The following is a 13786-nucleotide window of genomic DNA, read 5'->3' as shown; positions in this document are numbered from 1 at the left end:
CGCCCGAGGGCCGGCTCGAAACACGAAACTGGCAACTGGAAACGGTTCGTTCAAATCCCCAGCGCCTCGACCGCCGCGACCGCCTCGCCGCGATTGACCGGCGCGCCCATCGCCGTGAGCACCGATTCCAGGGACGTCAGGCAATAACGGACATGGCGCGGCGTGGCGCTCTGCCCCATCAGCCCGATGCGCCAGATCTTGCCCGCCATCGGACCGAGCCCGGCGCCGATCTCGAGGTTGTGGTCGACCAACAGGCGCCGGCGGACCTCGGCCTCGTCGACGCCCTCCGGCACGGTCACGGCGTTGAGCTGCGGCACGCGCTCGGCGACCGGCACGGCCAACGACAGACCCATCGCCTCCAGCCCCGCGACCAGCGCCTCGTGGCAACGGCGATGCCGCGCCCAGATCGCATCCAGGCCTTCCTCGTCGATCATCAGCAAGGCTTCGTGCAGGCCGTAGAGGGCGTTCACCGGCGCGGTGTGGTGGTAGCTACGCTTCTCGCCGCCCCAATAGGCGGTCAACAACGACAGGTCCAGGAACCAGGACTGCACGGGCACGCGGCGCGCGGCCATGGCCTCGCGCGCGGCCGGCGAGAAGGTCACCGGCGACAGGCCCGGCGGGCAGGACAGGCACTTCTGGGTGCCCGAGTAGACGATATCCAGGCCCCAGTCGTCGACGCGCACGGGCACACCGGCCAGCGAGGTCACGGTGTCGGCCAACACGAGGCAGTCGTGGCGACGCGCCACCTCGGCCAGGGCGCGCGCGTCCGACAGGGCGCCCGTCGAAGTCTCGGCGTGCACGAAGGCCGCCATCTTGGCGTCCGGATTGGCGGCCAGGGCCTCCTCCAGCGCCTCGGGCGGCACGGCCCGTCCCCACTCCTGCTCCACGGTCACGACCTCGGCGCCGGCGCGCCGGGCCATGTCCTGCAGGCGGCCGCCGAACACGCCGTTGATGCAGATCACGGCCTTGTCGCCCGGTTCGAGCAGGTTCACGATACAGGCCTCCTGGCCCGCCGAGGCCGGCCCCGAGATCGGCAGCGTCATCTCGTTGGCGGTGTCGAACACGCGCCGTAGCCCCGCCTTGATCTCGTCCATCAAGCGGATGAACTCCGGATCCAGGTGACCGATGGTGGGCCGCGCCAGGGCCTCGCGCACCCGCTGGTGCACGTCGGACGGCCCGGGGCCCATGAGGATGCGGGTCGGCGGCTGGAAACTATTGGCGAACGTCATGTCGAATATCCGGCGAAACTCGAATCGGCCGCCAACATACTGGATTGCGCCGCGAGAGGCGAGGGGGTGTCGGGGCATCCGGGGGCGGTCCGCCTCGACCGTCGCGGCCGATGCGGCATAATCGTCGCCGGACACGCCGCGACACGCGCACCGACACGCCCGAACCGCCACATGCCCAAGGTCCGACCCGTCACCGAGGAACAAGCCGACGCCCTGGCCGCGCGCCTCGGCCCCGGCCTGCGCCGCGACATCGAACTCGCGCCGTTCACGACCTTCCGCATCGGCGGACCGGCGGCGCTGTTCTACGAAGCCCGCACCGCCGACGAACTGGCGACCGCGGTCGCCGCCGCGCGGGCGCTGGAGGTGGATTTCTTCCTGCTCGGCGAGGGCGCCAACATCCTGGTCGGCGACCACGGCCACCCCGGCCTGGTGATCCGAAACCGCGCGGCGCACCTGGCATTCGAGAACAACCGTCTCGCGGTCGAGAGCGGCGCCTCCATGTATCCCGACGTGATCGAGGCCGCGGTCGCCCACGGCCTGTCGGGCCTGGAACACTTCGTGGGCATCCCCTCCACGGTCGGTGGCGCCCTGTGGCAGAACCTGCATTTCCTGTCACCGCCGCCGGAGCGCGAGCGGACCCTGTTCATCGCCGAGGTGTTCGAATCGGCGGAAATCCTGTCCGCCGAGGGCGAGCGCCGCACGGTGGACCGCGACTATTTCCGCTTCGGCTACGACGATTCGATCCTCCACCACCGCGACGATCTGGTGCTTAAGGCCACCTTCGCGCTCACGCCCGGAGAACCGGCGCGCATGCGCGAGATCATGGCCGCCAACCTGGACTGGCGCGCCCAGCGCCATCCGCCGCTGGACACCGAACCCTCGGCCGGCTCCATCTTCCGCAAGATCGAGGGCATCGGCGCCGGCCGCCTGATCGACGAGTGCGGCCTCAAGGGTCTGCGCGCCGGCGGCGCGGAGATTTCGTCGCGGCATGCCAACATCATCGTCAACCGCGGCGGCGCCACCGCCGCCGATGTATGCAGCCTGATCATGCACGCGCAGAAGACGGTATATGCCGGCACCGGGCATTGGCTGGTGCCGGAAATCGGCTTCGTCGGCGAGTTCGCCCCGGTGCGCCGTCTGGCGGCGACGGACGCCCGATAAACGTCGGCGACCGGCCTTTTGTTACATTGCTGTCATATTTCCTTCACATTCCTTTGCCAATCTGCGCCTCGGCATGGCCCCGCGCACACGGGTGGCGGGGCACGGATTCCGGAAACGAGACGATCAACCGCCGCGAGGGAGCGGAGCAAATGAGCCACACCAACCGTCATCAATGGGGTATCGCGGGCCTGGCCGCGGCCGTCGCCCTGGGCCTCGCCGCCTGCGGTCAGGGCCAGGACGGCAGCGGCGAGACCGCACAACAGTCCGCCGCCGAAGGCGGAACCTTCGACCGCGATCAGATCCGCATCGTGGGCTCGTCCACGGTGTATCCCTTCGCCAGCTACGTCGTGGAGGAGCTGGGCGCGACCACCGATTATCCGACCCCGGTGATCGAGTCCACCGGCTCGGGCGGCGGCATGAAGCTGTTCTGCCAGGGCGTGGGCGAGACGCACCCGGACATCACCAACGCCTCGCGCCGCATGAAGCCCTCCGAGTTCGAGATGTGCCGCGATAACGGCGTCGAGGACATCGTCGAGATCAAGATCGGCTACGACGGCATCGTGCTGGCCTACCAGAAGGGTCAGCCGCAATGGGCGCTCACCCGCGAGCAGATCACCCTGGCGGTGGCCGACAAGGTGCCGATGGACGGCGAGCTGGTGGCCAACCCCTACGAGACATGGTCGGACATCGACGCCTCGCTGCCGGACAAGGAGATCCTGGTGATGGGCCCGCCGACCTCCTCGGGCACGCGCGACGCCTTCGAGGAGCTGGTGATGGAGCACGGCTCGGAGAACATCGACGGCTACGGCGGCGCCTACACCAAGATCCGCCAGGACGGCGCCTACGTGCCTTCGGGCGAGAACGACAACCTGATCGTGCAGAAGCTGGCGCAGAGCGCCAACGCCCTGGGCATCTTCGGCTACTCCTTCCTGGAGGAGAACAAGGACAAGGTCGACCCCGCCACCATCGACGGCGTGGCGCCGGAGCGCGCCGCGATCAGCTCCGGCGAGTACCCGGTGTCGCGCTCGCTGTTCTTCTACGTGAAGAAGGCGCACATCGGCAAAGTGCCGGGGCTCGACGCCTACGTGGACCTGTTCGTGAGCCCGCAGATGATCTCGGACGAGGGCTACCTGAAGGGTCTGGGCCTGATCTCCCTGCCGGCGGCCGATCAGGCGCGGATCCGACAGCGCTGGGAGAACCGTACCAACCTGACGCTGTCCGACCTGAAGTAGACAACCGCTATCGGGCGATTTCGGGGGGATGCCCCGTATCGCGTCCGCGGCCCGGGCAACCCCCGGGCCGTTTTTATGTCCATTGCCGAATTCAAACTGCCGCAAGGAAACCACTAACCACAGAGACACAGAGAACACAGAGGCATATGGCCATCAAGACACGACATGCATGAGGCATGCGGGCGTTAGTCGTCGTTTACCTTTTGAACTCTGTGCCCTCTGTGTCTCTGTGGTTCGTTTTTGCGGCCTCGCTATTCCCGATAAGAAGGATCGCGGCGGTCGAGCATGCGCAGTAGTCCGGGCCAGGCGAGCGAGCCGCCGAGACCGCGGGTGACCTTGTCGGCCTGCGCCTTGATACCGGCGACGATCTGGTCCGGCACTTCCGTCAGCGCCTTGCCGCCGCTCTGAGCCAGCACCTGGATGCGGCAGGATGTCTCCAGGATATACATCGCCAGAAAGGCGTCGGCCACGGTCGGGCCCACGGTGAGCAGGCCGTGGTTACGCAGGATCAGGTTGTTGGCCTCGCCCAGATCGCGCACCAGCCGCGGCTTTTCGTCCTCGTTGAGGGCCACGCCCTCGTAATCGTGGTAGCCGAGCGAGGCGATCGCGAACAGCGACTGCTGCGAGATCGGCCGCAGACCCTCGTCCTGCGCCGAGATCGCGATGCCGTGCGGCGTGTGCAGGTGCAGCACGCACTGGGCGTCCTCGCGGGCGGCATGGATGGCGCTGTGGATGGTGAAGCCGGCCGGGTTGGTCTCGTAGGGCGACTCCATGACCTTGCGCCCGTCGAGATCGATCTTCACCAGCGAACTGGCCGTGATCTCCTCGAAGAACATGCCGTAGGGATTGATCAGGAAATGGTGCTCGGGCCCCGGCACCCGGGCCGATATGTGGGTAAAGACCAGGTCGTCCCAGCCGAAATGCGCCACCAGGCGATAGCAGGCGGCCAGGTCGACCCGCAGCCGCCATTCCTCCTCGGTGACCTGGCTGCGGACATCGGTCATGTCGCGTGCGGTCGAACTCATGGGCTCCTCCGTGGTCTCTCGTCTTGTATCGCCCCAACTGTATCCCCTGCACCGTTGGCGTGCCATCGGTGTTAGCATCGGCAGCTTTCGTAAAGGCGCGCGGCCACGCCGCGTCCGAGAAATAACGCATGCGCAACCGACACGAGGACATCAGTCACATGATCGTTCCCGCCACCAGTCATTCCCGCGTCCGGCCGGCCGGCGGCCGCCGCTTGGCCGCCCTGCTGTCCACCCTGCTGCTCGCGGTGCTCAGCCCCGGGGCGTTCGCCGCGACCCTCACGGTGACCACGCTCGCCGACTCGGACACCGCCGAGACCGGCGCCTGCACCCTGCGCGCGGCGATCGCCGACGCCAATGCGGACAGTGCCGACGCCGACGGCAACGCGGATACCGACTGCCCGGCCGACGGCGCCTACGGCGACGACACCATTGTCTTCGATACGGCCCTCTACCCGGCGATCGACGATGGCGAGCGGCTGGAGCTGACCCAGCGCGAGCAACTCGTGATCGAGGACGCCGACAATGCGCTGACGATCGACGGGCGCATCGTGAATCCCGAGGACAGCGAGGAAGACCGGGACGTCGTGATCGAGGCCCTGGGCAACGAGAACGGCAACAATTTCGTGTGCGACACCGGCGACGACGAGACCCCGCGCCCGCCGATCCGGATATTCGAGGTCCGTTCCGCCGCCACCCTGACCGATATCGACATGAACGGCGGCTGCGCCCCGCCCGCCGACCCGCGGGGCGGCTCGATCCTGTTGTCCAACAACGCACCCCTGACCCTGGACGGGGTCAACATCACCAACAGCCTCGCCCTGAACGAGGATACCGGCGCCGGCCAGGGCGGCGGCATCTTCGTCGCCGCCGGCGGCACGCTCACCATGTCCGAGAGCAGTATCCGCGCCAGCGTCGCCGGGCATGCGGGCGGCGGTCTCGCCAACGAATCCACCGCGGCGATCACGGGCGGCTGCCCCGCGGCGGCCGAGTCCGACTTCTTCTCGGCCGACTGCACCATCGCCCTGGACAACACCAGCCTGTCCGGCAACGCCGCCGGCAACGACAACGACGAGGACGACATCGTGCTCGGCGACGGCGGCGGTCTGCACAGCACCGCCGGTACCGTCGCCGGCCGGGTGGTCACCTTCAACAGCAACGAGGCCACGGTCAGCGGCGGCGGCATCTGGACCTCGGGCACGGTCGAGCTGCGCAGCGCCACCATCCAGGGCAACAACGCCTTTGCCCTCGGCGAGACCGGCGACGTCGCCGGCGGCGCGGGCCTGTTCAACGACGGCGGCACCCTGCGCCTGACCTTCGCCACGGTCAGCTCCAACACCGGCATCACGACCAAGGAATTCCTGCGCGACACCGGTCATCGCGGCGGCGGCCTCGCCAGCACCGGCGGCACGGTCGAGCTGGACACGGTGGCATTGAGCTCGAACCGAGCCGGCCAGCCCGAGACCGAGAGCTCGGACGGCACCCTGCCCGAGATTCCCGGCTTCGGCGGCGGCATCTATGTCGACGCCGGCGATATCACGGTCGTCGACAGCACGGTGATCAACAACCTCGCCCAGACCGACGGCGGCGGCATCTGGAATGCCGGCACCCCGGACATCCAGGGCAGCGACGTGCTGAACAACACCGCTCGCGGCGAGGACACGGAGGATGAAACCGCGGTCACCGGCGGCGGCGGCCTGTTCAACAGCGGCGGCGGCACGATCGCCGACAGCCGTTTCTATACCAATCAGGCGAACGGCGAGAACGCCGGCGGTGCTGCCATCCTCAATACCGGCGATCTCGATATCGCCGACACGGAGATCGGCCGGAACGACGGCTTCCACGGCGCCGGCATCGACAACTCCGGCACGCTGACCCTGACCCGGGTGTTCCTGGGCGCGCCCCAGATCGAAAGCCGCAACATCGCCGAGGGCGACGGCGGCGGCCTGCGCAACCGGAGCGGCGCCGACGCCACGCTGGACGACAGCACCGTGGCCTTCAACGAGGCCGCCGACGGCGGCGGCATCTGGAATGCCGGCACCTTGACCATCGACAACAGCACGCTCTCGAGCAACGACGCCCTGGGCGGCAACGACCGCGACGGTCTCGGCGGCGCCCTGTTCCAGTCCGACGCCGGCAGCGCATCCCTGCGTTTCAGCACCGTCGCCGACAACAGCGCGAACGACGCCGGCGACGGCATCGCGCTCGCCGACGGCGGCGCGACGGTTACCGTCGAGAGCAGCGTCGTGGTCGACGCCGAGGACGGCAGCGTCAGCGCGGACGACAACAGCCTGATCAACGAGTCGGACCCCGGCCTGGACGACCTGAAGCTCTATGGCGGCGTCCTGCCGACGCATCCGCTGGCCGAGGACAGCCTGGCGCTGGATATCGGCGACGAGACGGCCTGCGGCAATGCGCCCATCGACAACCTCGATCAGCGCGGCGCCACGCGCCCGTTCGACGGCGACGGCGACGAGACGGCCGATTGCGACGCCGGCAGCTACGAGTTGACGGACGACCCCGTCCTGCGGGTCGAACGCAACGGCCCCGATGAAGTCGCCTTCGAGCAGGGCGAGGATCTCGCGGTCCTGGGCTTCACGCTGAGCAACGAAGGCGAGGACAGCGTCAGCGTCAACGGCTTTGACGTGCGACTGCTCCTCAACAGCGGTGTCGAGGCGTTGCGCCTGCTCGTGTCCAACGACCCGGACGAGCTGGAGAACCTCGATTTCGACGTCCTGCTCGACGACGACGGCGACGGCCGTCTGGACGACGGCGAAATGACCCAGGTGGGCAGCGGCGACGGCCGCGCCTTCGACTGCACCGCGCCGCAATGCGCGATCGCCGGCGGCGCCAGCGAGGACTTCCTGATCGTGCTGCGGGTACCCGAGGACGAGGAAAACGCGGCCGCACTGTTCGCGACACCGCCGGTGCTCGCCGGCGGCCTGCTCGTCGGTCTGCTCGGACTCGTGCGCATCCGCGGGCTGCGCCGCCGCGCGCAATGGCTGCTGGTGGTCGCCCTGATGACCGGCGGTCTCGCGGCCTGCAGCGACAGCAGCAGCATCGACGACATCGAGCCGCCCGCCCCGCCGGCGCCGGATCCCACCCTCCAGGGCGACCTGCGCTTCGAGTTGTACCGGCTCAACTCGCCCACGGCGGGGGAGATCGTCATCGGCGACGGCCTGCCGGTCTACGGTCCGGCGATCGACTTCCTCTGATCCGCCCGGAACACAGTCGCCGGCGGAAGCCGGGTCGGAAATCCGACCCGGCTTTTTTGTGCCCGGCACGGCTTGACAAACGCGATGAATCCAGATTCACTCCATAAAGACATGAACCCGGATTCATCTACGGAGGGCCCCGAACGCCATGGCCTACCGGGAAACCGACAAGGTACGCGCACGCAAGCGCACGGTCCGTGACGCCATCCTGGGCGCGGCGCGCGACCGCATCGCGGCCGGCGGCTACGCCGCCGCCCAGATCCAGGCCGTGGCCGAGGACGCCGGCGTGGCCACGGGCACGGTCTATCGCTATTTCGATTCCAAGGCGGACCTGTGTGCCGAGGTCTTCCGCTCGGTCGTCCGGCACGAGGTCGACGCCGTGGATGCCGCGGCGCACGGCACCGGCAGCCCGGCGCAGCGCCTGCGCGCGGTCGTCGAGACCTTCACCCGACGCGCCCTGCGCGCGCCGCGCCTGGCCTACGCCCTGCTCGCCGAGCCGGTCGATCCGCTGGTGGAGGCCGAGCGCCTGCTGTTCCGCCACACCTATGCCCGCCTGATCCGCGACGTCCTGGCGGACGGCATCGCCGCCGGCCGCTTCGCGGCCCAGGACCCGGACCTGGCGGCCGCCGCCCTGGTCGGCGCCCTGAACGAGACCCTGGTGGGCCCCCTGTCACCGAAGCCGGACACGCCGGCCTACGACCATCCCGCGAACGACGCGGCGGCCGACGACCTGGTGGAAGGCCTGACCGCCTTCTGCCTGCGCGCGGTCGCCGCGGGGAGGAGCACGTCATGAGCACCAACGCACACGAGCTGAACGGCGACCTGCCGGACATCACCCGCCCCACGCACACGGTCGAGAACCAGCCGCCGCCCCTGGAGGGCTACAACGCCTACGCCACCGACGCCGCCCTGCGCGACGCCCTGCACCGCGAAGGCGGCGGCTGGGGCGAGGACCGGCTGCAGGCCTTCGGCGAAATCGCCGGCGGCGAGCTGGTCGAGGTCGGCCGGCTCGCCAACGAGAACCCGCCCAAGCCGCGCCTGTTCGACCGTTACGGCCACCGCTTGGACGAGGTCGAATTCCACCCCGCATACCACCGGTCGATGGAGATCGCCAAGACCCACGGCCTGCACGGCCTGACCTGGACCGCGGAGCGCGACGGCGCCCAGGTGGTGCGCTCGGCCCTGACCTACATCCACAACCAGTTCGAGTCGGGCACCATGTGCCCGATCACCATGACCCATGCCTGCGTGCCGGCCCTGCGGCACCAGCCGGATGTCGCCGAAGCCTGGCTGCCGGGCATCCTGGCGAACGAGTACGACCCCGCCTGCCGGCCCGCCGGCGAGAAGCGCGGCCTGACCGTGGGCATGGGCATGACCGAGAAACAGGGCGGCTCGGACGTGCGCAGCAACAGCACCCGCGCCTACCCGCTCGGCCGGCCGGGTCCCGGCGGCGAATACGAGCTGGTCGGCCACAAGTGGTTCTTCTCCGCGCCGATGTGCGACGCCTTCCTGGTGCTGGCCTACACCGACGCCGGCCTGTCCTGCTTCCTGCTGCCCAAGTGGCGGCCGGACGGCACGCGCAACGCCATCCAGGTCCAGCGCCTCAAGGACAAGCTGGGCGACAAGTCCAACGCCTCCAGCGAGGTCGAGTTCCGCGGCGCCTTCGGCTGGATGGTGGGCGCCGAGGGCCGCGGCGTGCCGACGATCATCGAGATGGTGGCGCAGACGCGCCTGGACTGCATGCTCGGCTCGGCGGGGCTGATGCGCCACGCCACGGCCCAGGCGATCCACCACTGCACGTACCGGGAGGCCTTCGGCAGACGCCTGATCGAGCAGCCCCTGATGGTCAACGTCCTGGCCGACCTGGCGCTGGAGTCGGAGGCGGCCCTGGCCCTGTCGATGCGGCTGGCGCGGGCCTTCGACGGCACCGCCCGCGGCGACGAGCACGACAAACGCCTGGCCCGCATCATGACCCCGATCGGCAAGTATTGGGTCTGCAAGCGGGCGCCCGCGCAGATCAACGAGGCCCAGGAATGCCTGGGCGGGGCCGGCTACGTCGAGGAGCACATCCTGCCGCGGCTGTACCGGCAGGCGCCGCTGAACTCCATCTGGGAGGGCTCCGGCAACGTCCAGTGCCTGGACGTGCTCCGGGCCATGGGCCGCGATCCCGATTCCGTGGAGGCCCTGGTCGCCGAACTGCGATCGGCCAAGGGCGAGAACCGCCACTACGACGAGCACCTGGCGCGGGTGCAGGCGGCGCTATCCGGCGACCGGTCGGAGTTGGAGCCGTCGGCACGGCGTTTCACCGAATCGATCGCACTGGCACTGCAGGCGTCGATCCTGATCCGCGCCGGCAACGCCGCGGTCAGCGACGCCTTCTGCGCCTCGCGCCTGGGCGGCGACGCCGGCCTGGCCTTCGGCACCCTGCCCCCGGGCCTGGACCTGACGGCGATCGTCGAGCGCGCCGATCCCCATGTGAACTAACCACAGAGACACAGAGGACACAGAGCGAGAAAGCCGGGAATCAGGCTACAGAAGGACAAGGCGCCTGGATCACATTTGATTGTCTTGATCTTGCACGCCTTCGTGTTTCCTTCCGGCTCTGTGTTCTCTGTGCCTCTGTGGTTCTTTTGATAGAGGCACCATGTTCGAAACCCTGTCTTACGAGGCCGACGGGCGGATCGCGCGGATCACGCTGAACCGGCCCGAGCGGCTGAACGCCATCGACGGGCGCATGCCCGGCGAGATCCGCGAGGCGGTGCGACGCGCCGATGCCGACGAGAACGTCCACGTCATCGTGCTGGCGGGCGCCGGCGACGCCTTCTGCGCCGGCTACGATCTCAAGGCCTACGCCGAATCCGACCACGACTGGAACCAGGACATGCCCTGGGACCCGACGCTGGACTACCGGATGATGCGTGCCAACACCGACGACTTCATGTCGCTGTGGCGCTGCCACAAGCCGGTGATCTGCAAGGTCCACGGCTACGCGGTGGCGGGCGGCTCCGATATCGCCCTGTGCTGCGACCTGGTGGTGATGGCCGAGGACGCCCGCATCGGTTATCCGCCGGCGCGGGTCTGGGGCTGTCCCACCACGGCGATGTGGGTCTACCGGCTGGGCGCCGAACGGGCCAAGCGCATGCTGCTCACCGGCGACCTGATCGACGGCCGCGAGGCGGAACGGCTGGGGCTGGTCCTGGAGGCGGTGCCGGCCGCGGAGTTGGATCGGCGGGTGGAGAGCCTGGCGGCCCGCATCGCCGGGGTGCCCAAGAGCCAGCTCATGATGCAGAAACTGACCGTCAATCAGGCCTACGACAACATGGGCCTGAACAGCACCCAGACCCTGGCCACGCTGTTCGACGGCATCACCCGGCACTCCCCCGAGGGGCAATGGTTCAAGGACTACGCGGCCGCGCACGGCTTCCAGGAGGCCATCCGGCTGCGCGACTCCGGCGAGCCGATCCCCGGCGAGAAACCCTGGCCGGATGAAAGATGAACCACAGAGCCACGGAGGACACAGAGCAAGGGCACAAAGTGGTTCTTAATCTTTGTTGTTCGATGCCTTTTGTGATTCATTCTCGCTCTGTGTTCTCTGTGCCTCTGTGGTTAATTCACGAACAAAGGATCCGATGACATGAGTTACGAGGCGATCGAGTACGGCGTGGAGGACGCCGTCGCGGTAATCACGTTCAACCGGCCCGAGCAACTCAACGCCCTCAATGCCACGCTGCTGCAGGAGTTCCGCCGGGCCCTCGAGGACGCGGCGGCTGATGACGCCGTGCGGGCCGTCCTGGTGCGGGCCACGGGCCGCGCCTTCTCGTCCGGCGCCGATCTCAAGGAAGGCTTCGACAGCGGCATGGACACCGCCACCGCGCTGCGTACCAATTACCATCCGGTGGTCCAGGCGATGCGTTCGATCGAGAAGCCCGTGATCGCCGCCGTCCAGGGACTGGCCGCCGGTGCCGGCGCCAGCATGGCCCTGGCGGCGGACATGATCATCGCCGCCGAATCCGCGAGCTTCCAGCAGATCTTCACCAACATCGGCCTGGTGCCGGACGCCGGCTCGACCTACATGCTGCCGCGGCTGGTCGGCCGGGCCCGCGCCCTGGGTGCCGTGCTCACCGGCGAGGCCGTTCCCGCCGCCGAGGCCGAGCGCTGGGGCATGATCTGGAAGGTGGTGCCGGACGCCGAGCTCGATGACGCGGCCCGGGAACTCGCCGGCACCCTCGCCGCCCGTCCCACGCGGGCGCTGGGCCTGGCCAAGCGCATCCTCGACGAGGCCGAGGGCAACGATCTCGCCACCCAGCTTGAGCTGGAAGCCGAGACCCAGCTCAAGGTCCAGGGCACCGCCGACTTCGCCGAGGCCGTGCAGGCATTCCTGCAGAAGCGCAAACCCGAGTTCGTCGGCCGCTGATCCTGTCGGACGTGCCCCGCTCGCGGCGGGGCACGTCGTCCCCGTCGCATACCTCCCGCCCCGTCCCGTCGCCCTCGCGCCGGACGCGCGGCATCCCGTGCCGTGTTCTCGCGCCAGATTCCCTGTTACCTCCGCGGCCGCCGCGACGTCCTACGGATAGGTAAACCGAAGGCCCCGCCGGCGATCGGCGCCCGGGGCTTTGGGATCGGGGGACGACATGTCGGACGAACAAGAGCGCCACTGGGTGCAGTCGTGCTTGTTGGGGGACACCGGGAGCTTCAGTCATATCGTGGCGCGCTACGAGCGCATGGTGCGCACCATGATCGGCCGTCTCGTCGACGACGAGGATCAGGTCGAGGAGTTGGCGCACCAGACCTTCATCAGTGCCTACGAGAATCTCGCCAAGTTCCATGGCAAGAGCAAGCTGTCCACCTGGATAGGAAAAATCGCACTCAATAAAACCAGGGATTACCTGCGATCGTACAAGAAGAGAATGACCACCACGGAAGACTTTGACGATATGGAAATCGCCCAGGATGCCCCAGACTTGGAGAGCCAGGTACAGGTGCAGCAAAACTCGCGCATACTGGAGAGGGCGCTTGAACAGCTCAGGGGCAGCGATCGCGATATGATCATCCTGCGCTACCTGTACGAATACGACTACAACACGATTGCCGGTATACTCCAGTGCAGCAAGGATGCGGCCAAGGTGCGCGGTTGGCGCGCCGTATCCACGCTGCGGGGCATGCTCGCACGCATGGGGGCCGAGATATGAGTCATCGCGACCCGGGCGATGAGGAAAAGGACGGGGACGTATCACGTCCCGAAGAACTTTCCGACGAGGCCATTATCGAATGGCTCGCCCGTGACCCGCAGCGGTCCGATTCGCGCGAGTTCCGCGACAAGGTCATGCGGGACATACGCCGACAGCGGCCCAATATCCACCGGGAGGCCCTGTCGACACGGCGGCGCGGACCACTGACAGCCCTGTTGGACAGACTGCGCCTCTCGAACGTACCCGCCATGGTCGTCGTTTCGCTGATCCTGGGTTTCGTCGCCGGCTTCGTCGCCGGCGCCGCATACGGCGGCCTCACCCCCACCGGCGAGCACCCATTGGGCATGACCCCCTCGCACCCGCGGTTATCCGTTCTGACCGCCGAGCCGAACGGGCACATCGCGGAGCCCACGACTCGCGTCTCCCCCTCCGCCTTCTAGGCGCACTCGACAAGGCGGTCATCGCCTTGCCCCGGACATCATCCGGGAGTGCACGGCGATCCCGGCCATGCATCGGCACGATCGGATACCGCACCGCCGACCCGGGCCCCGGGCAGGCGGTGCGGCACACCGCCTCCGTGGTCCATTTTCTTGCCCTGGTTGGCGGGAGATGAAACCACGGAGGCGCGCCGAGGTGTTTGCTGGAGGCTCTGGATCGTGTCCGGAGCAGGCTTTGGGTCGATCCGGCATCCCGACAATCCCTGGCCTGACGAACGTGTCCCTGGGTCCCGGATAGCCG

Annotated in this window: 11 protein-coding genes; 9 read left to right on the top strand and 2 right to left on the bottom strand. The window is 68.3% G+C overall.

The features are described from left to right. Positions 1–50: 50 nt before the first annotated feature. On the bottom strand, positions 51–1229 hold the full coding sequence (locus PC39_RS03000) for a pyridoxal-phosphate-dependent aminotransferase family protein (RefSeq protein ID WP_353251882.1): 1179 nt from the start codon (positions 1227–1229) through the stop codon (positions 51–53). Between the two features lie 171 nt (positions 1230–1400). Between PC39_RS03000 and murB the strand changes: the two genes are divergently transcribed. Then, the gene (gene murB, locus PC39_RS02995; RefSeq protein ID WP_353251881.1) at positions 1401–2390 is read left to right on the top strand and encodes a UDP-N-acetylmuramate dehydrogenase; all 990 of its coding nucleotides are present in this window, start codon (positions 1401–1403) and stop codon (positions 2388–2390) included. Between the two features lie 149 nt (positions 2391–2539). After that, on the top strand, positions 2540–3622 hold the full coding sequence (locus tag PC39_RS02990; RefSeq protein WP_353251880.1) for a PstS family phosphate ABC transporter substrate-binding protein: 1083 nt from the start codon (positions 2540–2542) through the stop codon (positions 3620–3622). A 251-nt stretch (positions 3623–3873) separates the two neighbouring features. Here PC39_RS02990 and PC39_RS02985 read toward each other — a convergent pair whose 3' ends face one another. Continuing rightward, the gene (locus PC39_RS02985; RefSeq protein ID WP_353252041.1) at positions 3874–4626 is read right to left on the bottom strand and encodes a class II aldolase/adducin family protein; all 753 of its coding nucleotides are present in this window, start codon (positions 4624–4626) and stop codon (positions 3874–3876) included. A gap of 149 nt (positions 4627–4775) precedes the next feature. On the opposite strand from PC39_RS02985, the gene PC39_RS02980 reads away from it, so the two are divergent. The 7 genes from PC39_RS02980 to PC39_RS02950 all read left to right on the top strand — a co-directional run bounded on the left by PC39_RS02980 (position 4776) and on the right by PC39_RS02950 (position 13488). After that, complete coding sequence (locus tag PC39_RS02980) at positions 4776–7859, top strand: choice-of-anchor Q domain-containing protein (protein WP_353251879.1); 3084 nt, start codon at positions 4776–4778, stop codon at positions 7857–7859. Positions 7860–8007: 148 nt separating this feature from the next. After that, complete coding sequence (locus PC39_RS02975; RefSeq protein ID WP_353251878.1) at positions 8008–8652, top strand: TetR/AcrR family transcriptional regulator; 645 nt, start codon at positions 8008–8010, stop codon at positions 8650–8652. Beyond that, positions 8649–10343 carry an isovaleryl-CoA dehydrogenase gene (locus tag PC39_RS02970; RefSeq protein ID WP_353251877.1) on the top strand — a complete coding sequence of 565 codons (1695 nt, stop codon included), beginning with the start codon at positions 8649–8651 and terminating at the stop codon, positions 10341–10343. The genes PC39_RS02975 and PC39_RS02970 overlap by 4 nt, the downstream gene beginning before the upstream one ends. A 160-nt stretch (positions 10344–10503) precedes the next feature. Next, positions 10504–11355 carry a crotonase/enoyl-CoA hydratase family protein gene (locus PC39_RS02965; protein ID WP_353251876.1) on the top strand — a complete coding sequence of 284 codons (852 nt, stop codon included), beginning with the start codon at positions 10504–10506 and terminating at the stop codon, positions 11353–11355. A gap of 138 nt (positions 11356–11493) precedes the next feature. Further along, entirely contained in the window at positions 11494–12273 is a 780-nt protein-coding gene (locus PC39_RS02960; protein WP_353251875.1) for an enoyl-CoA hydratase-related protein, read from the top strand. Positions 12274–12490: 217 nt separating this feature from the next. Beyond that, entirely contained in the window at positions 12491–13048 is a 558-nt protein-coding gene (locus tag PC39_RS02955; protein WP_353251874.1) for an RNA polymerase sigma factor, read from the top strand. Then, entirely contained in the window at positions 13045–13488 is a 444-nt protein-coding gene (locus PC39_RS02950; protein ID WP_353251873.1) for a hypothetical protein, read from the top strand. The genes PC39_RS02955 and PC39_RS02950 overlap by 4 nt, the downstream gene beginning before the upstream one ends. Positions 13489–13786 lie beyond the last annotated feature (298 nt).

The organism is Salinisphaera sp. PC39, from assembly GCF_040361335.1.
In the GTDB taxonomy this organism is placed as follows: Bacteria; Pseudomonadota; Gammaproteobacteria; order Nevskiales; family Salinisphaeraceae; genus APNM01.
Note: the sequence above shows the minus strand (reverse complement) of the source record. Positions and strands in the feature narration are given on the sequence as shown.

What these genes read in the sequence shown, in the direction of transcription:
- PC39_RS02985 (WP_353252041.1), bottom strand. Translation starts at nt 4,626, where the DNA reads ATGACCGATGTCCGCAGCCAGGTCACCGAGGAGGAATGGCGGCTGCGG.
- PC39_RS02955 (WP_353251874.1), top strand. Translation starts at nt 12,491, where the DNA reads ATGTCGGACGAACAAGAGCGCCACTGGGTGCAGTCGTGCTTGTTGGGG.
- PC39_RS02950 (WP_353251873.1), top strand. Translation starts at nt 13,045, where the DNA reads ATGAGTCATCGCGACCCGGGCGATGAGGAAAAGGACGGGGACGTATCA.
- PC39_RS02960 (WP_353251875.1), top strand. Translation starts at nt 11,494, where the DNA reads ATGAGTTACGAGGCGATCGAGTACGGCGTGGAGGACGCCGTCGCGGTA.
- PC39_RS02975 (WP_353251878.1), top strand. Translation starts at nt 8,008, where the DNA reads ATGGCCTACCGGGAAACCGACAAGGTACGCGCACGCAAGCGCACGGTC.
- PC39_RS02980 (WP_353251879.1), top strand. Translation starts at nt 4,776, where the DNA reads ATGCGCAACCGACACGAGGACATCAGTCACATGATCGTTCCCGCCACC.
- murB (WP_353251881.1), top strand. Translation starts at nt 1,401, where the DNA reads ATGCCCAAGGTCCGACCCGTCACCGAGGAACAAGCCGACGCCCTGGCC.
- PC39_RS02990 (WP_353251880.1), top strand. Translation starts at nt 2,540, where the DNA reads ATGAGCCACACCAACCGTCATCAATGGGGTATCGCGGGCCTGGCCGCG.
- PC39_RS03000 (WP_353251882.1), bottom strand. Translation starts at nt 1,229, where the DNA reads ATGACGTTCGCCAATAGTTTCCAGCCGCCGACCCGCATCCTCATGGGC.
- PC39_RS02965 (WP_353251876.1), top strand. Translation starts at nt 10,504, where the DNA reads ATGTTCGAAACCCTGTCTTACGAGGCCGACGGGCGGATCGCGCGGATC.
- PC39_RS02970 (WP_353251877.1), top strand. Translation starts at nt 8,649, where the DNA reads ATGAGCACCAACGCACACGAGCTGAACGGCGACCTGCCGGACATCACC.